This is a genomic window from Mycobacterium sp. NTMscope_MAC_12 (assembly GCF_976985675.1).
Genome location: NZ_CDRJYY010000001.1, coordinates 4,442,892 through 4,465,191, shown reverse-complemented (window position 1 = coordinate 4,465,191; position 22,300 = coordinate 4,442,892). Strand labels below are relative to the sequence as shown.

Here is a 22,300-nt window from a genome sequence, read left to right as displayed (position 1 = left end):
GCCAGCGTGTTCGGGCGTCCGCTTCGGGTGCTGGTGGTGGGCGCCGGCGTGGCCGGCATCTCCGTTGCCCGCGGCTTGATGAGGGACGGACATGACGTCACCGTTTTCGAGCGGCGGCCCGACGTGCGGGCGGCCGGCGGTGCGGTGACGATCTGGTCCAACGGCGAGACGGTACTGAACCAGCTGGGTGTCGACATGGACGGCGCCGGTCGGCTGCTGGCCACCGTGCGGGCCGTGACGTCACGGGGTCGCCCGCTCGCCACGCTCGACGTGACCGCGATGGTGCGGCGGCTGGGCGCGCCCGTGCGGATGGTTCCGCGCCGAGTATTGCTGGAACGCCTTCTCGACGGGTTTGACGCCGAGCGCATTCGGTGCGGCTCGCGGGTGATCGCGGTGAGCAGTACGGATGTCGGCGTCTGCGTGGAGTTCGGCGACGGCACGGTGGCGGATGCGGACGTGGTGATCGGTGCCGACGGTCTGCACTCGATGGTGCGCAATTACGTTGGCGCGCAAGACGCGAAGCCGACCGGCTGGTGCAGCTGGCAGGGCCTGGCCACTGCCCCGGAGATCGCGGATTCCGATGCCGCACTCATGATCATCGGTGCGCGCGGAAACCTCGGCCTGTGGCCCGCCGGCGGGTCGGAGGTGCAGTGGTGGTTCGACCTGCCGTGGTCGCATGACTTCGTCAGGCCGCCACGCCCGATCGAAATGATCCGCAGCGATTTCGCCGGATGGTCCGACTCGGTCGACCGGGTGCTCACGACATTGAGCGACGACGACTTGGCCGGCTCGCCGTTCCCGCATTTCCGCCATCCGATTCCGGGCCCGGGCCACGGCCCGGTGACGTTGCTCGGCGACGCCGCGCACGCGATGCCGCCCACCCTGGCGCAGGGGACCAACCAGGCGCTGCTCGACACGATGGTTTTATGCAAGGCGCTCAGGGATTTTCGCAGCGGGACCAACGGCGGCGCCGATGTCTCGGCGGCGCTGCGGTGGTATGAGAGGACCCGTCGGCGCAAAGTCATGGCCGTGTCCTGGGTGGCGTCGCTGCCGGTGTCGCATGGTGAGTTCGTGCTGCGACCGGCCGCGCTGATCTCCGACCGGCTGCAGGCGGGCGCGCTGACGACGTTTCTGCGCCTCACGAGTCACCGCCGGATGTCCGCTGAAATCAGCCGAAACTTGGGGGTAGCGGCGACGGTCCCGTCAAGCCCGTGAACAGCCCGGCCGATTCCGTAAGAGTGCGAGGCGATTTCGACGCGCCCTCCCGCTGGCTCTGGCTGGTGAAGTGGTGCGTGCTGGCCGTGCCGCACTACCCGATACTGATACTGCTCTACCTGACATATCCGTTCACGACGGTGGCCGCCGGCGTGGCCATCTTGTGCACCGGGCGATATCCACGGCCCCTCTTCGATTTCAACGTCGGCGTGCTGCGCTGGTCGTGGCGGGTGATGAACTACCGCTTTCCGATGAACAGCACCGACAGGTACCCGCCTTTCACGCTGGCGTCGCGGCCCGACTATCCCGGTGATCTCGCGGTCGACTATCCCGAGCGGCTGAAAAACGGGGCGGTGCTGGTGAAGTGGCTGCTCGCGATCCCTCAGATTCTGCTGTGCTGGTCGATGGAGGCCCCGCTGCAGGTGCTGTGTGTCGTCGCCGCGCTGACGCTGTTGTTCACCGGGACGATCCCGCAGGGCATGTTCGATCTGCTGATGGGCATGGTTCGCTGGCGATACCGGGTGGCGGTGTACGTGTCGTTGATGCGCGACGAATATCCGCCGTTCCGAATGGATTTGGGCGGACGATGACCCTCCGAAATGTGGTGTTCGCCTACGTGTACCGATTCGGCCAGCCGGTTTTCGACCGGCTCTTCTACCACCGGTACCGACGGGCGGCGCTGAGCAACGCGACCGGCCGGCTGTTGATGCTCGGACTGGGGCCGGGCACCGACTTGATGTTTCTGCCCGACACGGTGACGTCGGTCGCCGCCGTGGAACCCCAGGCGCCCTTCCGGCGGATGGCCGCCAGGCTCGCCGGGCGCCGCGGCATCGCGGTCGACGTCGTCGAGGGCACGGGTGAGTCGATTCCCTTCCCGGACAACTCTTTCGATTCCGTCCACGTCGGGCTCGTGTTGTGCTCGATCGACGATGTGGCCGCAACCCTCGGCGAGATCCGGCGGGTGCTGGTGCCCGGGGGCAGGCTCGTGGTCCTCGAGCACGTGCGCGGTGACGGCGCGACGGGCCGGCTCCAGGATCTGATCGCCAGGCCGTGGTCGTGGCTGGCCGGCGGTTGCGAGCCGAACCGGCGCACCCTCGAGGCCATCGCCGCGGCCGGATTCGACACCGCCGCGCTGCGCAGCATTCCGCGGACGCCGGTGCCCTTCCCGTGCAAACCCCATCTGCAGGGATACGCCACCGTCACTCGACGCTGACCGCCTCGATGATGGACAGGCGCGCCGCGCGCCGCGCCGGTGGCACCGAGCCGAGCAGGCTGATCGCCAGCGCCCCGAGCGTGAAGGCAAGCGCCAGCGGGCTCAGGTGAAAGCCGACTTCGAAATTCATGATGTCCCCGCTGATGCGGCTGAACAACCACTGGTCGGTCAGACCGAGCGCCAGCCCCAAAACGCCGCCGACGACGCCGATTCCGGCCGCCTCGGCCAGCACCATCCGCAACGCGAACCGCCTGCTTGATCCCATGGCGCGCAGCACGCCGATCTCGCGGCGGCGTTCGGTCACCGAGAGCGTCAGCGTGTTGAGCAGCGCGACCGCGGCCACCGCCACGACGATGACCCACACCGCGTTGGCGATGAACATGCTCTGATGCAGCGGGGCCTGCAGCCCCGCCAGCGCGGTGGGACCGTCGTACACGTGGTTGGGGGGCGGCGCCGCCTCGCGGACGCTGGCCAGCAGTCGCTGCCGATCCACCCCTGGGGCGGCGGCGATTTGCAGCGTCGTCGCCGCCGGGCGGTCGAACCAGGCCCGCATGTGATCGAGGTCGATTCCGACGGTGCCGATCACGGTCGCGAAGAACGGCACCAGGGCCAGCACGGCCACCGACCGCGGGCCGTGCGGCGTTTGCAGCCGCAGTTGGTCGCCGGCCCGGACGTGCAGGATGGTGCCCAGGTTCTGCGTGAGCACCACGCCGCGGCCGGCGAGCGCCTCGGCGCGCACGCGTTCGTCGAGCGCACGGAAGAGCGCGTCGTGGCTGCCGGGGGAGAACCCGTCGAGCAGGACGCGGGTGCCCCCGACGACGGCGAACCCGAATGCGCCCTCGGTCACCCGTGCCACGCCGGGCGCAGCGGCGACCTTCGCGGAAAGCCCCTGCGGCAGAACGTCGGTGGGGTAGCTGTCGGGCGGGTCCGCGCTCACCCACACGTCGGTATCGGTGACCGGGGCAAAGATGTCCCGCGCGGATCGGATCATGTCGGCGTTCGTGCCCGTGATCACGATGGTGGTGAGCACCCCGATGAGCACCGTCATCACGGTCGCCCACACCCGGCGCGGCGCACGCTGGATCGTCGCCGCCGCCAGCGCCCCCGACGATCCGAACAGGCGCGCCGTCGCCGCCGCGGCTTGGACGAGGGGCGCGGTGAGCGCGAAGCCCAGGGCGATCTCGGCGCCCAACACTGCGGCCATCGCCACGACGGCGTAGCTGCCGCGCTGGCCGGTGACGACCAATGTCGAGGCCGCGAACACCGCCGCGGCGCCAAGCCCACTCGCGATGCGCAGCCATCGGGGAACACCGTCGGCCGCCGAGGCCCCGACCGGCGCCAGCGCCTCGATCGGCGAGACCTTGTACACCTGCCGTGCCGCCATCGCCGAGGCCGCCGCGCTGGTGAGCGCCGTCGCCGCGACCGCCAGCGGTATCGCATAGCCGGGCAGCCAATACTGCACGCGGGCCTCGAGACCTTGCGTCATCGCCGGGGGCAATCGGCCAATCGCGATGTGGCCCGCCACAATTCCCATGCCGGACCCGATGGCTCCGCCGATCAGGCCGAGAATCGCCGCCTCCGCCAGCATGTCGCCGACGATGGTGGCGCGCCGCCCGCCAATCGCGCGCAACATCGAGATGACCGGCCGGCGCGCGGTGATCGCCATCGTCATCGTGGTGTAGATCAAAAACGCGCCGACCACCAGTGCGACCGCGGCGCCCAGCAGGGCCATGTAGTTCATCAGCTTGACGCCGTCGCCGGCCCTGGCCGCCCGAAAGCTCGGGGCCGCGACGATCGCACGGCCGTGCACGGCCGCGGTGACCGCGGAGCGGACTGCGCCGAGGTCGGCGCCCGGCTTCGTGGTGATCAGTATCGAGTCGAGTTGGCCGGTGCGGCCGGTGGCGTTCTGCGCCAAGGCAAGTGGCGCAAGCACGTAGTGCCCGCCATTGAGGTCCGCGTATCGCTTGCCCGCGAGCACGTCGGTCACCGTGACCGATGCCGAACCCAGTTGAAACGCCTGGCCTTTCGCGTAGCCGACACGGGGTCCGACCTGGACGCCGGACGGCGTCGAGGACAGCGCCTGCACGGGCCGGGCGACCACGTCTTTGAGGGCACCGCCCAGGGCGGCGGTGCTGGCGTCGGCGCCCAGCAGCAGCACCGGCCCCGACGGCGTGGAGGCCGACGTCCGGATCATCGGCGCGGCGGTGGCGACGCCGGGTACGGCGGCCACGTCGGCCAGTATCGAGTCGGGGAATCCGGCGTCGGTGATGCCGGACACCTCGAGCGCGGCGACGCCGGCGATCCCGTCGGCCAGCCGGCCGACCGATCCGGTGATCGACCCGAAGATGCCGAAGATCGCCACCAAATACATTGCCGAGACCGCCATTACGGCGATCGACGCGAGCGTGCGGCGCCGATGCACGGCCAGCTCACGCAGGCTGAACACGCGCAGCCTGCTCGCCGTAGCGGTGATCGTAAAGCCGCGCCGCGCCCCGGGTTTCACCCCGCGACCGCCATGACGTCCGAACCGACCCGACCGTCCTGCAGCGTGATCACCCGGTCGGTGGCCGCGGCCGCGTCGGCGTTGTGGGTCACCATCACGACCAGCCGGCCCCCACCGTCCTCGTGCGCCACCTCGGCCAGCAGCGCCAAAATGGACGCGCCCGTCGCCGAGTCCAGGTTTCCGGTCGGCTCGTCGGCGAGGATCAGCGGCGGATTCATCATCAAGGCGCGCGCCACCGCGACCCGCTGCATTTGGCCGCCGGACAGTTCCGCCGGCCGGTGCCGGGTTCGGTTGCCGAGCCCGACCCGGTCCAGCAGCCGGATGGCATCCGGCTTGGCCCGGCCCAGCCGGACTCCGTCGAGCAGCTTGGGGATCGCCACGTTCTCCCAGGCCGACAGCGTCGGCAACAGGTTGAAGAACTGAAAGATGAAACCCACCCGCTGATGGCGGAACCGCGACTGCTGTTCGTCGCCGAGGCGGGCGATCTCCTCACCGTCGAAGGCGATCGACCCGGCATCGGGGGAATCCAACGCGCCGAGCAGGTGCAGCAACGTGCTCTTGCCCGCCCCGGAGGGCCCGACGACCGACACGAACTGCTCGTCCGCCAGCCGCAGGCTGACGCCGTCGAGTGCCCGCACCGTTTGACCGCCGACCCGGTACCGGCGCATCACGTTGCGAAGTTCGATGGTCATTCAGACATCACGATGACCGCCGGTGAACGGTTCATGTACCGGGCGTAGACGACGATGAACCGACCGCGGGGCTACCTCGTTTCTTCAGGCATGCTTGGCAGGTGCCGGGTGGTCGACCACATCGTCGGGCACCTCGCGGCGATCGGAGTCGATCACATCTTCGGTGTGGACGGCGCCAACATCGAGGACGTGTACGACGCCGCGCACCTTTGCCCCGACATCGACGCGGTGCTGGCCAAGCACGAGTTCTCCGCGGCCACCATGGCCGACGGGTACAGCCGTAGCGGGGCCGGCGTGGGCGTGGTGGCGGCGACCTCGGGTGGGGGCGCGCTGAACCTCGTTGCGGGTCTGGGCGAGTCGCTGGCGAGCCGGGTTCCGGTGCTGGCGTTGGTCGGCCAGCCGGCCAGCACGATGGACGGCCGCGGCAGCTTCCAGGACACCAGCGGCGCGAACGGATCGTTGAACGCCGAGGCGTTGTTCTCGGCGGTGTCGGTGTTCTGCGAGCGGCTGCTCGCGCCGGGTGACATCGTCTCGCTGCTGCCCCGGGCCATCGCGGCGGCGCGTGCCGGGGGGCCGGCGGTTTTGTTGCTGCCCAAGGACATTCAGCAGGCGATTCTGGAATGCGGCCAGAACGGGAGGCCGGTCGATGGCCTGCGTCCCATCGGCAACCCGGACTCGATCGCCGAAATGCTGCGCGACGCCAGCGGCCCGGTGACCATCATCGTCGGCGAGCAGGTCGCCCGCGACGACGCCCGCGTCGAGCTCGAAGCCCTTCGCGCGGTGTTGCGGGCGCGGGTGGCCACCGTGCCCGACGCCAAAGACGTCGCCGGCACACCCGGTCTCGGATCGTCGTCCGCGCTCGGGGTGACCGGCGTCATGGGTCACCCGGGTGTGGCTGAAGCGGTGGCCGGCAGCGCCGTGTGCCTGGTCGTGGGCACGCGCCTGTCGGTCACCGCGCGCACCGGGCTGGACGACGCTCTGGCGGCGGTGCCGACGGTCTCGCTCGGGTCGGCGCCGCCGTATGTTCCATGCCCGCACGTGCACACCGACGACCTGCGCGGCTCGCTGCGCATGCTGATCCAGGCGCTGTCCGGTCCGGGACGGCCCGCCAAGGTGCGGGTGCCGGGCACGTTGCGGCGCACCGAATTGAAGCCCCCGCCCTTCTCCGGGCCGGGCGTGCGGTACCGCGACGCCATGGCGGTGCTGGACGATGTCGTGCCCGACGGGTCCGACATCGTGGTGGACGCCGGCAACACCGGCGCCGCGGCGATCCACTATCTCCCGGTGCGTTGCGGCGGCAGGTTCGCCGTCGCGCTCGGCATGGGCGGCATGGGCTACAGCTTCGGCGCCGGGATCGGAATGACGTTGGGGCGCGCCAACACTGGCCGGCCCGCCGGCCGCACCGTGGTGATCGCCGGCGACGGGGCGTTCTTTATGCACGGCATGGAGGTGCACACGGCCGTGCAGTACCGGCTACCGATGACGTTCGTGCTATTCAACAACAACGCGCACGCCATGTGCGTGACCCGCGAGCAGCTGTTCTACGGCGACCTAAACAGCTACAACCGGTTTCGTCCCAGCCGGCTGGGTGCCGGTCTGGCGACCATGTTCCCGGGCCTGGCGGCGGTGGACGCCAGCGACGTCGACGGGTTCGCCGCGGCCATGGGTGCGGCGCTCGACATCGACGGTCCGGCCGTGGTCAGCGTCGAGTGTGCCGCCGACGAGATCCCGCCGTTCGCACCATTTCTTACCGCCGCGCCCGCCAAAGACGCTGCCGTGGACCAGATTTCATTTTCTAAGGAGAACCGCACCGATGTCGCTGCCAGCGCTTGAAGATATCCCCGACCTCATCGATGGGGTCACCCGCATCGAAACCAGCCCCAGGGAGAAGGTCACGCCGATCATCATGGACATGATGCGGTCGGTGTACCCGCACGACCAGGTCTTTGGGCAGTACTGCACCGTCAACGATTACGTCGACTGCCCACCCGACGAGTTGTACGAGTACATGGCCGACACCCGCAGCCTGGAGGAGTGGACGTACAGCCTGCGCGGGTTCACCCCCACCGACGAACCCGGATTATGGCTGGCGCACGACAGGCTCGGCTCGGAAACCGAGATCTACACGCGCACCGTCGTCAACGCGCAGGCGCGGACCGTGGACTATCACTGCGCCTGGGATCAGGGCAAGCATCTGTGGATGATCTACCTGATGCGTGTCGTCGACGCCCAGGCCGTCCTCGACAAGCCGGGATCGGTTGTGCTGTGGACGAATTGCCATCACCCGTTCTACGACCACAACCCGTACCCGGAGACCGCTCCGGCTGCCCGGCCCGTATGGGTCGGCGACTTCTGGGACATGTTCGCCGCCGGCCATCTGCTGGAGTTGCGCAATCTCAAGGCGATCGCCGAGTACCGCCACCGCAACGGCCTGCCGGTGACGCCGCTATGGATGAGATGAGCAGGCGATGGGTAAGCCGAGCGTCAGCCTGATCGACGTTTCCACGTATCTGCCGGGCGACCCGATCCCCGCCGAGTACTACGCGCGATTCGCCGAATCCGACGGCCTGCGCGACAACGTGATGTTCCGCGCCCCGAAGTTTCGCCATCACGTCGGCGCGGACGAGAGCTCCGTCGACATGATCGAACGTGCCGCCCACGGCCTGATCGAACGGCACGGCCGTGACGTCGTCGAGGGGGCCGACGTGCTGATCACCCACACTCAGGTGCCCGACATGGCGTTCTACGGCCAAGGTGGCAGCATCGCGCATCGGCTGGGCATGCGGCCGTCCTGGGTGCTCGACCTGAACAACGGCGGCTGCGCCGCATTCGTGTTGGCGCTCAACGTGGCCCGTACCTTGTTGTCGGCGGGCGCGGGGCGCACGGCCCTCATCGCCATCGCACAGAACGCGGCCGGGCAATTCTTCGATCAACCGACCATCCGCCGCAAGGCGCAGTCGGCGGTGCCCGGCGACGGGGCCGCGGTGGGACTGGTCGCCCTGAGCGAACAGTCGCCCATCCTGGACGTCGAATGCCGCACCTACGGTGAGTATGCCGGCGAAATGACGCTGTCCTACGACCCGCCGCGCAAGTGGTGGCAGGCCGGCCCCGGCGAGGGCAGCATCGGTTTCACCGAGAGCAAGGTCACCAAGGTGCTGGCCCGCGGCAACCGGCAGGTTCCGGAAGTGGCGCTGGCGGTCTGCGACCGAATCGGGTTGGCCGCCAAGGACATCGACCTGCTGGTCACCAACCAGCCGAACAGGGTGTTTCTGCGCAATTGGCGTGACGCGCTCGAGTTGCCCCCGCAACGCCATCGGGACACCTTCGACGAGTGCGGCAACCTGTTCGGTGCCGGGATCCCGATCAATCTGGACCGCGCGATCGCCGACGGCCAGCTGGGCGCCGGGCACGTGGTCATGATGGCGGCCTTCGCGCATGCCGGCGACTTCGCCGGCGCCGCCGCGGTGCGCTGGGGCGGGCGAGGCTGATGCACGCCGCCCCGGCCGCGGTCGTTGGCCCGATCTGCGATGGTCTGCCCGACGCGGTGGATCCGTTCGCCCTGTCGCTCAACGAGAATCCGTTTCCACCGCTACCGGCGGTACGTTCGGCGTTGATCCGGTCCGTTTCCGCGGCGAACCGGTATCCGGAGTTCCTGCCGGAGCGGTTGCGCGGCTTGATCGCCGGCCATATCGGCGTGCCCGCCGACCGGGTGGTGCTGGGCGCCGGGGCGACGGGCGTCGTGTTGCAAGCGCTGCAGGCACTGACCGCGCCGGGCGACACGATCGTGATGGCGTCGCCGACGTTCGACGGTTATCCGATCGTCGCGCAACTGGCACGGCTGAACTCGTCGCTCGTTGCGCTGGACGCACACGGCCACAACGACCTCGACGCGCTGGCCGACGCGGCCGCCACCGCCCGCGCGGTGGTGGTGTGCCGGCCGCATAATCCGACCGGCACGCTGGAGCCCGCGGCCGCCGTTTTCCGGTTCCTCCGCCGGGTGCCGCGCGACACCGTCGTGCTGCTCGACGAGGCGTATATCGAGTTCACCGCTGCCGAGCACCGATTCGACGTCGCGGCATTGGTCACGCGTTTCCCCAACGTGGTGGTGGTGCGAACCTTTTCCAAGGCCTACGGCCTGGCGGGGCTGCGGATCGGTTATGCGGTGGCGTCCCGCGAGCTGGCGCCGACGCTGTGGACCCAGCAGGTGCCGTTCGGCATCGCCATCACCGGCTTGCTCGCGGTCGCGGCGTCGTACGACGCGGAAGGCGAACTGCTGCGGCGGATCCGAATGATCACCGCCGAACGCCGCTACCTCCGGATGCGCCTGAGCGCACTGGGGATATACACGCCCGACGCGCACGCGAATTTCATGTATCTGCCTTCCGAACCGGGTGGGCGGTATCCGCCGTGGCGCGACGTTTTCGGCGACGATGCTCCCCGGGTGCGGTATTACCCGGACGGCGCCGCTCGGATCACCGTGGGCGGCCGGGCATCGACGACGGCGGTGCTGTCGGCGCTGGGAATGGCCACGCTCGGGCTCCAAGTGCGGTAAGAAGGGGCGTGGCCGACTCACGACCCGACAAACGTGATCCGATCGCCGCGGCGCGGGCCAACTGGGAGCGCGCCGGGTGGGGTGACGTGGCGCCGGGCATGGTCGCGGTGACGTCGGTGATGCGCGCGCACCAGATCCTGCTGGCCCGCGTGGAGACGGCGCTGCGGCCCTACGACCTGAGCTTCTCCCGGTACGAATTGCTGCGGCTGCTCGCGTTCAGCCGTTCCGGGGCGCTCCCCATCACCAAGGCCTCCGACCGCCTGCAGGTCCATGTCACCAGCGTGACCCACGCCATCCGCCGGCTGGAGGCCGACGGGCTGGTGCAGCGGGTTCCGCATCCCACCGACGGGCGCACCACGTTGGTGCAGATCACCGACCTGGGCCGCTCCACGGTCGAGGACGCCACCGTCACGCTCAACAAGCAGGTGTTCGCCGATCTCGGGATGTCCGACGCCGAATCGCAGGACCTCGCGTCGTCGATCGAGACGCTGCGCCGCAACGCCGGCGACTTCTGAGCTCGTCTTCCAGCGCGCCGAACGTGGAGTTGTTGCGGCGAATCGGCTTATTTCCCACCACAAGTCGACGTTCGGCGCACGGTCAACGCAGCGTCTCGATGATCGCGCTGAAGTCCTTGTCGCCGTGATCGGCAGCGAATTTCGCATAGATCTCGGCGGCGTGGCGGCCCAGCGGGGCGGCCGAACCGGTGGAGGACACCGCGTCCATCGCCAGGTGAAGGTCCTTGTTCATCAGCGCGGTCGCAAACCCCGGCTTGAAGTCGTCGTTGGCCGGCGAGGTCGGGACCGGGCCCGGCACAGGGCAATTGGTGTGCACGGCCCAGCAGTTCCCGGTCGCGCCGGTGATCACGTCGAACAGGGACTGTGCCGACAGCCCGAGCTTTTCGGCCAGGACGAACGCCTCGCCGATCGCGATCTGCTGCACCGCCAGCACCATGTTGTTGCACACCTTGGCGGCCTGCCCGGCCCCGGCCGCCCCGCAGTGGATGATCTTGCCCGCCATGGGTTCCAGCACCGGCCGCGCCCGTTGCAGGGCCGCCTCGTCACCGCCCACCATGAACGCCAGCGTCCCCGCGACCGCACCCTTCACCCCGCCCGACACGGGCGCGTCCAGCTGGGCAACCCCGCGCGATTCCGCCAGCGCATGCACCTCGCGGGCATCGTCGACCGAGATCGTGGAGCTGTCGATGAACAGCGCACCGGGTCGCGCCGCGGGCAAAATCTCCGCGTAGCAGCGTTTCACCGACTCGCCGTTGGGCAGCATGGTGATGACGACGTCCGCCCCGGCCACCGCGTCACCGGCGCTGTCGAAGCCGGCGACGCCGGCCGCGGCCGCCGCGGACAGCGCGGCGGGCACCGGATCGAAGCCGCGCACCGCATGGTTGGCCGCAACGAGGTTCGACGCCATGGGCCCGCCCATGTGGCCCAACCCCAGGAAAGCCACGGTCAAGTGCTCGGTCATCTGAAGACCCTTCTATGCGGTTGCTGGAGAAGCTCTGAACCGTGCGGCTTCTGCCCGACCGATGACCACTCGCATGATTTCGTTGGTGCCTTCCAGGATTCGGTGCACCCGCAGGTCGCGCACGATCTTTTCCAGACCATACTCGCGCAGGTAGCCGTAGCCGCCGTGCAGTTGCAAAGCCTTGTCGGCGACCTCGAAGCAGGTGTCGGTGACGTAGCGCTTGGCCATCGCGCACAACTCGACCTTGTCGGAGTCGCCGGTGTCCAGCGCATTGGCCGCCCGCCACAACATCATTCGCGACGTCTCGAGGCCGGTCGCCATGTCGGCCAGGGTGAACCGGATGGTCGGTTCGTCGAGCAGGGACTTGCCGAACGCCTGCCGATCGCGAACATAGGCTCCGGCCTTGTCGGCGGCGGCCTGGGCGCCGCCGAGCGAACACGCGGCGATGTTGAGCCGGCCGCCGTTGAGGCCGTTCATCGCGATGCCGAATCCGGCGCCCTCGCCGTCTGCGCCGCCCAGCATCGCCTCGGCGGGCACCCGAACCCCCTCCAGGATCACCTGCGCGGTGGGCTGGGCGTGCCAGCCCATCTTCTCCTCCAGCGCACCGAAACTCAGCCCGGGAGTTCCCTTTTCGACGACGAACGCCGAGATGCCGCGCGGGCCCTCGCTGCCGGTCCTGGCCATCACCACGTAGACGTCCGACGCGCCCGCGCCCGAGATGAACTGTTTGACGCCGTCGAGCACATAGTCCGAGCCCTCCTTGACCGCACGGGTGCTCAACGCGCTGGCGTCGGAGCCGGCGCCCGGCTCGGTGAGGCAGTAGCTGGCGATGACGTCCATCGACGCCAGCCGCGGGACCCACTCCTTGCGCTGTTCGGCGGTGCCGAACGTGTCGATCATCCACGCGCACATGTTGTGGATCGACAGGAACGCGGCGGTGGTGGGGTCGGCGATGGCCAGCTGCTCGAAGATGCGGACCCCGTCGAGCCGGCGCAGCCCGCTGCCGCCGACGTCGTCGCGGCAGTAGATCGCGGCCATGCCGAGCTCGGCCGATTCGCGCAGCACGTCGGTCGGAAAGTGTTTGGCCGCATCCCATTCCAGGGCGTGCGGGGCCAGGCGCTTGGCGGCGAACGCGGCCGCCGTCTCGGTGATCACCCGTTCGTCGTCGTCGAGGGTAAACATGCGCGACCCTAATCCATTGTGGGAATGACGAATTCGGCGCCGTCCTTGATGCCGGACGGCCACCGCGACGTCACCGTCTTGGTCTTGGTGTAGAAGAGGATCGACGACGGCCCGTGCTGGTTGAGGTCGCCGAAGCCGGAGCGCTTCCAGCCGCCGAAGGTGTGGTAGGCCACCGGCACCGGGATCGGCACGTTGACACCGACCATGCCGACCTGCACGCGGGAGACGAAGTCGCGGGCGGCGTCGCCGTCGCGGGTGAAGATGGCCACGCCGTTGCCGTACTCGTGCTCGGACGGCAGCCGCAGGGCCTCCTCGTAGTCGTGGGCGCGCACGATGCACAGCACCGGCCCGAAGATCTCGTCGGTGTAGATCGACATGTCCGGGGTGACGTGGTCGAACAGCGTCGGCCCGATGAAGAACCCGCCCTCGAGGTTGGCGTCACCGAAAGTCAGGTCGTCGCTGGCGCGTTCGCGACCGTCGATGACCAGTTCGGCGCCTGCGTCGACACCCTGGCCGATGTAGTCGCGCACCCGCGCCACCGCGGCCTCGGTCACCAGCGGGCCGTAGTCGGCCTTGGGGTCCAGGCTGTGGCCCACGCGCAGGTTGTTGATCCGCTCGATGAGGCGGGCCCGCAGCCGGTCCGCGGTCTGGTCGCCGACCGGGACCGCGACGCTGATCGCCATGCAGCGCTCACCGGCGCTGCCGTACCCGGCGCCGATCAGCGCGTCGACGGCCTGGTCCAGGTCGGCGTCGGGCATCACGATCATGTGGTTCTTGGCGCCGCCGAAGCACTGCGAGCGCTTGCCGGTGGCCGCGGCCCCGGCGTAGATGTACTGGGCGATGTCGGAGCTGCCGACGAACCCGACCGCCTGGATGTCGGGGTGGTTCAGGATCGCGTCGACGGCCTCCTTGTCGCCGTGCACGACCTGGAACACGCCCGGCGGCAGGCCCGCCTCGACGAAGAGTTCGGCGAGGCGCACCGGCACCGACGGGTCGCGCTCGCTGGGCTTGAGCACGAACGCGTTGCCGCAGGCCAGCGCCGGGCCGGCCTTCCACAGCGGGATCATGGCCGGGAAGTTGAACGGGGTGATGCCCGCGACCACGCCGAGCGGCTGGCGCAGCGAGTAGACGTCGATGCCCGGTCCGGCGCCCTCGCTGTACTCGCCCTTGAGCAGGTGCGGGATGCCGATGGAGAACTCGATGACCTCGATGCCGCGCTGGATGTCGCCCTTGGCGTCGGCCAGGGTCTTGCCGTGCTCGCGCGACAGCAGCTCGGCCAGCTCGTCGTTGTGTTTGTTGACCAGCTCGATGAATCGCATCATCACCCGCGCGCGGCGCTGCGGATTCGTTGCGGCCCAACCTTTTTGGGCCTCGAGAGCCGAGGCCACCGCGGCGTCGATGTCGGCCTGGCCGGCCATCGGCACCTGCGCCTGGACACCCCCGGTGCTGGGGTCGAAGACGTTGGCGGTGCGGCCGGACTGGCCGGCGGTGCGCCGACCGTCGATGAAGTGGGGAATCTGTGTGGTCATGGGGCCCTCGGATGTGGTTGACGCGCTTAAGCGGATACTTGCATATCCTAGTAACCCGGTTCGGGCCTTGGCAAGGCGGGTGGCGGGCTAGCCTGACAGCGGTATGCACACCATCGAGGCCGACTACCTGGTGGTCGGGGCGGGCGCCATGGCCATGGCGTTCATCGACGCGCTGGTCACCGAGGCCTCAGCGGCGGAGGCCCGCGTCGTGGTGGTGGACCGCAACCACGCGCCCGGCGGGCACTGGACCATGGCCTACCCGTTCGTGCGGCTGCACCAGCCCTCGGCGTTCTACGGCGTCAACTCGCTGCCGCTGGGCGCCGACACCATCGACCAAGTCGGTTGGAACCAGGGCCTTTACGAACTGGCGACCGCCGGCGAGATCTGCGCCTACTACGACCACATCATGCGAGGGCGGCTGCTGCCGACCGGGCGGGTCAGCTACTTCCCGATGAGCGAATACCTCGGGGACGGCCGGTTCCGCACGCTCGCCGGCGCCGACTACACCGTCCGGGTGGCGCGCCGCATCGTCGACGCCACCTACATGCGGGTCACCGTCCCCGCGATGCGCCCGCCGCCCTATCGGGTCGCACCCGGCGTCGACTGCGTCCCGCCCGGCGACCTGCCCCGGCGCGGCGCCTACGAGCGCTACGTCATCGTCGGGGCGGGCAAGACCGGCATCGACACCTGCCTATGGCTACTGGGCCACGGCGTCGAGCCCGACCGGCTCACCTGGATCATGCCCCGCGATTCCTGGCTGTTGGACCGCGAGACCATGCAGCCCGGTGCGTTGTTCGCCGAGAAGATCAAGGCCAGCTTCACCGCGCAGCTGCGCGCCATCAACGACGCCGCGTCGGTGCCGGATCTGTTCGCCCGCCTTGAGGAGGCCGGCGTGCTGCTGCGGATCGATCCGGCGATCCGTCCCGCGATGTACCGCTGCGCCACCGTCACCCGGCTCGAACTCGAGCAGCTGCGACGGATCACCGACGTGGTGCGCATGGGCCACCTGCTGTCCATCGAGGCCGACAAGATGGTCCTCGACCGGGGCGCCGTGGCGGTCAGCGGCCGCGAGCTCTACCTCGACTGCACCGCCGACGGCGCCGAAAAGCGGGCCGCCACACCGATTTTCGATCCCGGTCGCATCACCCTGCAAAGCGTGCGCGGCTGCCAGCAGATCTTCAGCGCCGCGCTGATCGCTCACGTCGAGGCCGCGTACCGCGACGACCCGCTGAAAAACGAGCTCTGTGTGCCCCTGCCGCATCCGGACACCGACGTCGACTGGTTACGGCTGGCCTTGGCCGATTACAGCAACCAGCTGCGCTGGTTCGACGACCCGGACCTGATGTCGTGGTTGTCGACAGCGCGCCTCGACCTCTTCGGTCACCTGATCGGCCACCTGCTGCCGTCGGCGTCGGCGAAGCCGCGGGTCCGCGAGCGGATCCTGGGCATCGCCAAGTCCGTCTTTTCCGCCACCGCCACCAAGCTCGACCGGTTGATGGCCACCGAAGCCGCGCTCGCCGCGCGCTGACCCGTGTAACCCGAGCCGGTATTTATCGGGTGAAGGAGGCATGTGGCGGCAAGAAACGAGCCCGTCGGGCCGCGACCCCTGCGCGCGGTGCCCGGCGGTGGCCATGAGGCCGGCTACCCGGACTGGGAAGCCGTGTACTCCGACAACGTCGGGTGGGTGTACCGCACGCTGTTCGCGCGCGTCGGCAACAGGACCGACGCCGAAGACCTCACCGCCGAGGTGTTCCTCGCCGCGCTGCGTCCGCTGCGCCTGACCGTGAGCGTGGCCGAGGTTCGCGCCTACCTGCGGACCACGGCCAGGACGGTGCTGGCCGCACACTGGCGCGAGACCCTGGGACGGGAGATAACCTCGATCGAGGACATCGAACAACCAGCCGACAGCGAGGAGGCGATCAGCACCGCACCGCAGCGCGTGGCCCGCGTCCTGGACAGCCTGCCGGAACGCTATCGCCAGATATTGGAATCGCGCTTTCTGCACGGCAATTCGATTAAGGAGTCCGCCGCGGAACTCGGAATCAGCGTGCCCAACGCCAAAGTGCTCCAGCACCGCGCCCTGCGGCTGGCGGCGCAGGTCAGCGACGGGGACAAGCAATGAATGCGCGAGGGCTGCGACGCTATGTCGACGATCTGTTGCGGGGGCGCCGGCCCAGGCCGTTCGCGCCCGACGACTTCGAGGCGGCGCAGCTCCGCACGGCCATCGAGCTGCGGGCCGTCCGCGGCGGGGACGACGCGCCCCGCCCCGAATTCCTCTCCGATCTGCACCGCCGCATCGGCGAGCAGATGTCAGGCACGCCAACGGAAACGACGCCCGGGCGGGCCAGCACGCGCCGCCAGGTCATCGTCGGAACCTCGGCCGCGGCCACGGCCGCGGTTGCCGCGGTTTCCCTCGATCGCGCCGTGACCGCCTCCCAACACGGGCAACCGCGTGCCCCGGATAGCGCGGCCGGTCAACTCACCCCCAACGACGGAAGCTGGCAGCGCGTCGCGTCGAGCTCGGACGTGCCCGACGGGGTCATGCACGCCTTCGATCTGGGTTCGGTGACCGGATTCGTCCGGCGCATCGACGGCGCGGTGCAAGCGATCTCGGGGGTGTGCACCCATCAAGGGTGCAAGCTGTGGTTCGACGCGCCGGATGACACGTTGCGCTGCCCCTGCCACACCACGTCGTTCTCGCCCAGCGGTCAGGTGCTCACCCACCAGTTGCCGATCGCGCCAAAGCCGTTGCCCGAGCTGATGGTTCGTGAGGTCGGCGGGGTGATCGAGGTGTTCGCCCCGGTGCGCCCGGCCTGATGGTGTAACCCGCCGCCCTATCTGTGGGCATGGATATCGCCATGCCTCGAAGGCTTTGGGTGGCCGCGCTGGCCGCGGGTGTGCTGTTGTCTGCCAGTTGTGGCCGGTCGCGGCCCGCGGCGACCATCCCCGCGCCCACCACCGAGATGTCGATCACCGCGCCGCTGCCGCCCGCGGGTGCCAACCAGGTCACGATCGACGGCTTCGCATTCGCGCCGCCCACCCTGACGGTGCCCGCCGGGACCACCGTCACGTGGACCAACCGCGACGAGGAACCCCATACGGTGGCCGCCAGTGACGGCTCGTTTCACTCACCCGGCATGGGAACGGGAGCGACCTTCACCCACACTTTTTCCGCCCCTGGGACTTTCGATTATGTGTGCTCGATTCACCCGATGATGCGCGGCACCGTGGTGGTGACGACATGACCCGCGACGATGCCATGACCCGGCGCCAGCTGCTGCGGCATACGGCGTGGTTCGGGGCGGCGGTCGGGTTGACCGTCGCCGGGGGCGAGGTCATCTCGCACGTCGCCGGGGAAGCGGCAGCTGTGCGCGCGCACATCCAGCCCACACTGCGCTTCGCCCAAATCAGCGACAGCCATCTCGGTTTCACCGGTGCGCCCAATCCGGGCGTCGCCGCTACCTTCAGCGAAGCGATCGACAAGGTCAACAACCTCGGCTACACACCGGATTTCGTCATCCACACCGGCGACCTCACCCACCTTTCCAGCCCCGAACAGTTCGACCAGGCCAAGCAGATGATGAGTGACCTGAAGACGCCGCACGTGTTCACCGTCCCCGGCGAGCACGACTCCGTCGACGACGCGGGACAGAAGTACCGAAACGCCTTCGGCGCGGGCACGGTTGGTGACGGATGGTACAGCCTCGACGTCGCCGGTGTGCACTTGATCGCGCTGGTCAACACGTTGAACCTGCGCAAGCTCGGTCATCTGGGGGTGGATCAGTTGGAGTTCGTCAAGGAGGACGTCGCCCGTCTCTCGAGTGATACTCCGATCATCGTGTTCAGCCACGTCCCCCTGTTCGCGATGTACCCGCAATGGGGCTGGGGCACCGACGATGCCGCCCAGGCGCTGAGTTACCTCCGCCGGTTCTCCTCCGTCACGTGCCTCAACGGCCATGTCCACCAGCTGTTTTCCAAAACGGAAGACAATGTGACTTTTCACAGCGGGACGACCACCGCCTACCCGCTGCCGCGCCCCGGTGACGGACCGGCGCCCAAGCCGGTGACGCTGCCGGCCGGCAAGCTGCGACACGCGTTGGGGATCCGCGAGGTCAGCTACGCCAGGGGAGAGACCGCTCTGGCTCTGAAGGAGCGGACGTTGCAGTGATCGGCATCTTTGTCCGCCTCGGCCTCGCCGCATCGTTGGCCATCAGCGCCGTCGCCCACGGCTACCTGTATACCCATGGCTACCAACACATTCCGACCATCGGCGCCGGATTCCTGATACAGGCCACTGTCTCGTCGGCACTCGCCCTGCTGATTGCGGCCGGCGGACCCGGGTGGCTGCGCTGGGCCGGTGCGGCAATGGCCGCCGGATCCCTGGTCGCCTTCGCGCTGTCGCGGACCGTGGGGCTTTGCGGCTTCGCCGAAACGGGCTGGGAGCCGTCGCCTTACGCGGCGATCAGCACCGTCGCTGAGCTGTTCACCCTGGCGCTGTGGTGGACGGACCGTCGCCTCCGGCTTCGGCGGAGACCGACCACTTCTCTTTCAGCCGGCGCTTGAGTGCCATCGACGGCTTTTCGATGAGGAACCAGCTTGCCGCGGCCAGCGGCAGCGTGGCCACCGCGGCGACGACGAACAGCACCATCGGCTGCAGACGTGCGAGCCCGCACACGGCCAGCAGCTGCTGGGTCGGGAACGCGTAGATGTAGACGCCGTAGGACAAGTCGGTGCGCAGCACCGGGCGGCGGTCCTTGAGCAGGGAGCCGGACGCGATGATCGCGTAGGCCAGCGGGAGAGCGGCGACCAGGGACCACAGCGAACCGTTCCAGAGCCCGGAATGTGGTACACCCCTTGGTGTTCCGCCGATATCGAGATGGACGTAAGCCACCCCGATGTTTTTCAGGACGTATTCGAGCGGCGCGCCGGAAGACACGAGCTTGCTCACCGAACCGCCCTGGATCGCCACGCTGAGCGGGGCGAAGACGAACGCCGTCATGATCAGGCAGACGTAGTAGCCGGGCAGGATGCGCAGGGCGCGGGAGGTCAGGTAGTCACGTATGTGCGGGTCGTCGAGCCAACTCCTGGTGATGAGGAATCCCGAGATCGCGAAGAACCCGTCTACCCCTATCGAGAAGAGAAGTTGCAGTGTCGCTGCGGGCGGCAAGCGATCCGTGACGGGCAGCAGTGCCAGAGCATCACCTCGGCAGCCAGCAGCAGCCGCCACGCATTCAGCGCGTTACATCGCGCATCGAATACTTGCCCGAGGGTCATTGGCCTCCGCCTATCGTTTCACCCCGCGGCATCGAACGGGATACCGATCGCTATCGGGTCAGGCGTTGCCCGGGGCCTCCGGAGCCGGCCCCTCGGCCATGGCATCGGCCGTGCTGACGGGGAGGGCTTCGTCGGCGCTGGACGCGACCGGGGCGGACCACTTGCGCCGAAGGCGCCGTTTCAGGGACATCGAGGGCTTCTCGATGAGGAACCAGCTCGCCGCGGCCAGCGGCAGCGTGGCCACCACCGAGACGACAAAGAACAGAGGCGGATACAAACGCGTCGCGAGACCACAGACGGCCAGCAATTGCTGGGTCGGGAATGCGTAGATATAGACGCCGTAGGACAGGTCGGTGCGCAGCCTCAACCGTTCGCTCTTGAGCAAGGAGCCCGAGACGACGACGGCGTAGGCGAGCGGCAGGGCGCCGACCACCCGGTAGTCGGGCAAGAACCCGGCCGCCGCCACGATGACGACGCAGACCGCGACGAGCGACCAGCGGGCGGGGATCACGTCTCGCCATTGATACATGACGGCTCCGGCCGAAAACATGATGGCCGCGCGCACGGCAAGCTGCGGAATGGTCCATATCCCGGGAAATGTCAGGGGCGGCAAGACCAACGCTCCCAGTGTCGCCACCGCCAAAACCGCCGGCGATACCCAGCGACGATTGCCCAGTCCCGCCAGGCCGATAGCGGCAACGAACAAGTAGCACAGCAATTCCCAGACCAACGACCACATCGAGCCGTTCCAGGTATTTCCACCCGGTAGATCGTGCAGTGTTCCGTCGATCGTCGGCTGCAGGTAGGCGATCGCACTATTTTTCAGGACGTACTCGAGCGGCGCGGCGGACCCCAGCAGCTTGGCGGCCGACCCGCCTTGAATCGCCATACTGAGCGGGGCGAAAACGAACGCGGTCACGATCAGGCAGACATAGAAACCGGGCAGAATGCGAAGGGCGCGGGCGGTGAGGTAGTCACGCAGGCGCGGGTCGGTGAGCCAACTCCGGGTGATCAGGAAGCCGGAGATCGCGAAAAACCCGTCCACACCCACCGAGAAGAAAAGCTGCAGAGTCGACTTCGGGGGCATGTGTCCCGTGATCGGCCACGAATGAAACAGCATCACCTCGGCCGCCAGCGCCAGCCGAAGCGCGTTGAGCGCGTTCCTTCGCGGATCGAATACCTGTCCGAGCTTCATCTGCCTCCGGCCCTCGTTACGCCACGCGCCACGGCGCCATCGTATCGGCCAGAGGTCGGTGGTCGGTGACAACCGGTAAAGCCGGTGGAGCCGTCACGTGAGTCCGTGGGCGGTAGCGACCGAACTCACGCGGCGCCCGTGGCCTCCGGCGGCAGCACCATCGCTGCTTCGGGGGCACCCGCAGCTTTTCGTTTGAGCCGCGCCTTCAGCGACCTCGCCGGCTTTTCGACGAGGAACCAGCTCGCCGCGGCCAGCGGCAGGGTCGCCGCCGCCACGGCGAGACAGAACACGAACGGATTGAGGCTGAGCAAGCCGAGGACGGCCAAAAGCTGTTGCGTCGGGTACGCATAGATGTACATGCCGTAGGACACGTCCGTGCGTAATCTCAAGCGCTTGTGGTGCAGCAGGGAGCCGGAGACGACGACGGCGTACGCCAGGGGGACGGCGGCGACCACCCGGTAATCCGGCAGCTGTCCGGCCAGCAGCACGATGACCACGCTCACCGCGACCAGCGACCACCGCGCGGGAATGACATCGCGCCATTGATACAGCAGCGCTCCCGCCGCGAACATGATCGCGGCGCGGCACGCGAGGAAGATGATGACGGCTCCCACGTTGCCGGTCGGCCGATTGAACACCTCGGGAAAGGTGACGGGCGGCATCATCGACGCCCCGATCGCCGCCACCACCAAAATCGTCGGGGAAACCCACCGGCGGTTGGCGAGTCCGGCCACACCGATGAGGGCAACGACCAGATAGCACATCACTTCCCAGAACAACGACCACAGCGAGGCGTTCCAGATACCCGCGTTGGGAATGTCGTGCGGGGTGCCGCCGACGTCGGGCTTGAGCCACATCACCGCGATGTTCTTCAGGACGTATTCGAACGGGGCGAACGAGAACAGCAGCCTGGCCGCCGATCCGCCCTGGATCGCCACGCTCAGCGGGGCGAAGACGAACGCGGTCACGATCATGCAGACGTAGAAGCCGGGCAGGATGCGAAGGGCGCGGGCGGCCAGGTACGCGCGCAGCCGCGGGTTACTGATCCAACTTGCCGTGATGAGGAAGCCCGAGATCGCGAAGAACCCGTCCACGCCGACGCAGAGCAGCAGCTGCAGAACGGCCCGCACCGAAGGGAGATGACCCCGGATCGGGTAGGTGTGCCAAAAGATGACCTCGCCCGCGAGCGCCAACCGCCACGCGTTGAGCGCATTGCTTCGCGGATCGAACACCTGCCCAAGCTTCATCGGCGGCTCCCGCCAATCAAACAGGGCGTCCTCGGCATCATCGGCGCAATCCTAGCGCCACGGAACGCCGAACATTGCCGCTTTACGGCACCGGTCCAATTCGGCGGACGCAATGGAAACGTTAATAGATATACGTCTAATAGGCAGGTCAGGCGGCGAAAACAATTTCACGCGCCGCGAGCACGAAGAATGGTGCGGGATAACGCACGTCGCCGCAATGGG

Annotated in this window: 21 protein-coding genes and 1 pseudogene; 14 read left to right on the top strand and 8 right to left on the bottom strand. The window is 68.4% G+C overall.

Going from position 1 to position 22,300, the window contains the following annotated elements; genetic code table 11:
• The first annotated feature begins 6 nt into the window (after window positions 1-6).
• The 3 genes from AC0KS4_RS20595 to AC0KS4_RS20585 are packed head-to-tail and all read left to right on the top strand — an operon-like array spanning window position 7 to window position 2,428.
• Entirely contained in the window at window positions 7-1,215 is a 1,209-nt protein-coding gene (locus AC0KS4_RS20595; protein WP_238956814.1) for an FAD-dependent oxidoreductase, read from the top strand.
• A 23-nt stretch (window positions 1,216-1,238) separates the two neighbouring features.
• Complete coding sequence (locus AC0KS4_RS20590) at window positions 1,239-1,805, top strand: DUF4389 domain-containing protein (RefSeq protein ID WP_238957385.1); 567 nt, start codon at window positions 1,239-1,241, stop codon at window positions 1,803-1,805.
• Entirely contained in the window at window positions 1,802-2,428 is a 627-nt protein-coding gene (locus AC0KS4_RS20585) for a class I SAM-dependent methyltransferase (RefSeq protein ID WP_225328682.1), read from the top strand. The genes AC0KS4_RS20590 and AC0KS4_RS20585 overlap by 4 nt, the downstream gene beginning before the upstream one ends.
• Here the strand turns inward: AC0KS4_RS20585 and AC0KS4_RS20580 are convergent.
• Together AC0KS4_RS20580 and AC0KS4_RS20575 are read right to left on the bottom strand one after the other, a co-directional pair.
• Entirely contained in the window at window positions 2,415-4,931 is a 2,517-nt protein-coding gene (locus AC0KS4_RS20580) for an FtsX-like permease family protein (protein WP_238956813.1), read from the bottom strand. The two genes, AC0KS4_RS20585 and AC0KS4_RS20580, sit on opposite strands and share 14 nt — an antisense overlap.
• Entirely contained in the window at window positions 4,928-5,623 is a 696-nt protein-coding gene (locus AC0KS4_RS20575; protein ID WP_238956812.1) for an ABC transporter ATP-binding protein, read from the bottom strand. Before AC0KS4_RS20575 ends, AC0KS4_RS20580 begins: the two co-directional genes overlap by 4 nt.
• A 90-nt stretch (window positions 5,624-5,713) precedes the next feature.
• Between AC0KS4_RS20575 and AC0KS4_RS20570 the strand changes: the two genes are divergently transcribed.
• The 5 genes from AC0KS4_RS20570 to AC0KS4_RS20550 are packed head-to-tail and all read left to right on the top strand — an operon-like array spanning window position 5,714 to window position 10,690.
• Window positions 5,714-7,456: a thiamine pyrophosphate-binding protein gene (locus tag AC0KS4_RS20570; protein ID WP_238957384.1), complete on the top strand. Its 1,743-nt coding sequence runs from the start codon at window positions 5,714-5,716 to the stop codon at window positions 7,454-7,456.
• Window positions 7,437-8,084 (top strand): SRPBCC family protein, encoded by a 648-nt coding sequence (locus AC0KS4_RS20565; RefSeq protein ID WP_225328686.1) that lies wholly within the window; start codon window positions 7,437-7,439, stop codon window positions 8,082-8,084. Before AC0KS4_RS20570 ends, AC0KS4_RS20565 begins: the two co-directional genes overlap by 20 nt.
• A gap of 7 nt (window positions 8,085-8,091) precedes the next feature.
• Window positions 8,092-9,111, top strand: coding sequence for a 3-oxoacyl-ACP synthase III family protein (locus AC0KS4_RS20560; RefSeq protein ID WP_225328687.1), 1,020 nt, complete (start codon window positions 8,092-8,094; stop codon window positions 9,109-9,111).
• Window positions 9,111-10,175 (top strand): pyridoxal phosphate-dependent aminotransferase, encoded by a 1,065-nt coding sequence (locus tag AC0KS4_RS20555; protein WP_238956811.1) that lies wholly within the window; start codon window positions 9,111-9,113, stop codon window positions 10,173-10,175. Before AC0KS4_RS20560 ends, AC0KS4_RS20555 begins: the two co-directional genes overlap by 1 nt.
• Before the next feature lie 8 nt (window positions 10,176-10,183).
• On the top strand, window positions 10,184-10,690 hold the full coding sequence (locus AC0KS4_RS20550; RefSeq protein ID WP_064942621.1) for a MarR family transcriptional regulator: 507 nt from the start codon (window positions 10,184-10,186) through the stop codon (window positions 10,688-10,690).
• Window positions 10,691-10,772: 82 nt separating this feature from the next.
• Here AC0KS4_RS20550 and mmsB read toward each other — a convergent pair whose 3' ends face one another.
• Genes mmsB through AC0KS4_RS20535 form a run of 3 tightly spaced genes read right to left on the bottom strand, consistent with a single transcriptional unit; the run spans window position 10,773 to window position 14,362 of the window.
• Complete coding sequence (mmsB, locus tag AC0KS4_RS20545) at window positions 10,773-11,651, bottom strand: 3-hydroxyisobutyrate dehydrogenase (protein ID WP_225328689.1); 879 nt, start codon at window positions 11,649-11,651, stop codon at window positions 10,773-10,775.
• Between the two features lie 12 nt (window positions 11,652-11,663).
• Complete coding sequence (locus AC0KS4_RS20540) at window positions 11,664-12,833, bottom strand: acyl-CoA dehydrogenase family protein (RefSeq protein ID WP_225328690.1); 1,170 nt, start codon at window positions 12,831-12,833, stop codon at window positions 11,664-11,666.
• 8 nt (window positions 12,834-12,841) lie between these two features.
• Window positions 12,842-14,362: a CoA-acylating methylmalonate-semialdehyde dehydrogenase gene (locus AC0KS4_RS20535; protein ID WP_225328691.1), complete on the bottom strand. Its 1,521-nt coding sequence runs from the start codon at window positions 14,360-14,362 to the stop codon at window positions 12,842-12,844.
• Window positions 14,363-14,465: 103 nt separating this feature from the next.
• On the opposite strand from AC0KS4_RS20535, the gene AC0KS4_RS20530 reads away from it, so the two are divergent.
• Genes AC0KS4_RS20530 through AC0KS4_RS20505 form a run of 6 tightly spaced genes read left to right on the top strand, consistent with a single transcriptional unit; the run spans window position 14,466 to window position 18,925 of the window.
• On the top strand, window positions 14,466-15,890 hold the full coding sequence (locus AC0KS4_RS20530) for an NAD(P)/FAD-dependent oxidoreductase (RefSeq protein ID WP_238956810.1): 1,425 nt from the start codon (window positions 14,466-14,468) through the stop codon (window positions 15,888-15,890).
• Window positions 15,891-15,932: 42 nt separating this feature from the next.
• Window positions 15,933-16,484: an RNA polymerase sigma factor gene (locus tag AC0KS4_RS20525; protein WP_425326334.1), complete on the top strand. Its 552-nt coding sequence runs from the start codon at window positions 15,933-15,935 to the stop codon at window positions 16,482-16,484.
• On the top strand, window positions 16,481-17,179 hold the full coding sequence (locus AC0KS4_RS20520; protein WP_238956809.1) for a Rieske (2Fe-2S) protein: 699 nt from the start codon (window positions 16,481-16,483) through the stop codon (window positions 17,177-17,179). Before AC0KS4_RS20525 ends, AC0KS4_RS20520 begins: the two co-directional genes overlap by 4 nt.
• A 23-nt stretch (window positions 17,180-17,202) precedes the next feature.
• Window positions 17,203-17,607: a cupredoxin domain-containing protein gene (locus tag AC0KS4_RS20515; RefSeq protein ID WP_425326333.1), complete on the top strand. Its 405-nt coding sequence runs from the start codon at window positions 17,203-17,205 to the stop codon at window positions 17,605-17,607.
• Window positions 17,604-18,530, top strand: coding sequence for a metallophosphoesterase family protein (locus AC0KS4_RS20510; protein WP_238956807.1), 927 nt, complete (start codon window positions 17,604-17,606; stop codon window positions 18,528-18,530). Before AC0KS4_RS20515 ends, AC0KS4_RS20510 begins: the two co-directional genes overlap by 4 nt.
• A complete protein-coding gene (locus tag AC0KS4_RS20505) occupies window positions 18,527-18,925 on the top strand; it encodes a hypothetical protein (RefSeq protein WP_225328696.1) in 399 nt (132 codons plus the stop codon). The genes AC0KS4_RS20510 and AC0KS4_RS20505 overlap by 4 nt, the downstream gene beginning before the upstream one ends.
• Here AC0KS4_RS20505 and AC0KS4_RS20500 read toward each other — a convergent pair.
• The 3 genes and pseudogenes from AC0KS4_RS20500 to AC0KS4_RS20490 form a co-directional block, all read right to left on the bottom strand.
• Window positions 18,846-19,636, bottom strand: a pseudogene (locus tag AC0KS4_RS20500) (acyltransferase family protein). The gene AC0KS4_RS20505 and the pseudogene AC0KS4_RS20500 sit on opposite strands and share 80 nt — an antisense overlap.
• 58 nt (window positions 19,637-19,694) lie before the next feature.
• Entirely contained in the window at window positions 19,695-20,831 is a 1,137-nt protein-coding gene (locus tag AC0KS4_RS20495; protein ID WP_238956806.1) for an acyltransferase family protein, read from the bottom strand.
• A gap of 125 nt (window positions 20,832-20,956) precedes the next feature.
• Window positions 20,957-22,078, bottom strand: a complete 1,122-nt coding sequence (locus tag AC0KS4_RS20490) for an acyltransferase family protein (protein WP_225328698.1) — start codon at window positions 22,076-22,078, stop codon at window positions 20,957-20,959.
• Between the last annotated feature and the right edge of the window lie 222 nt (window positions 22,079-22,300).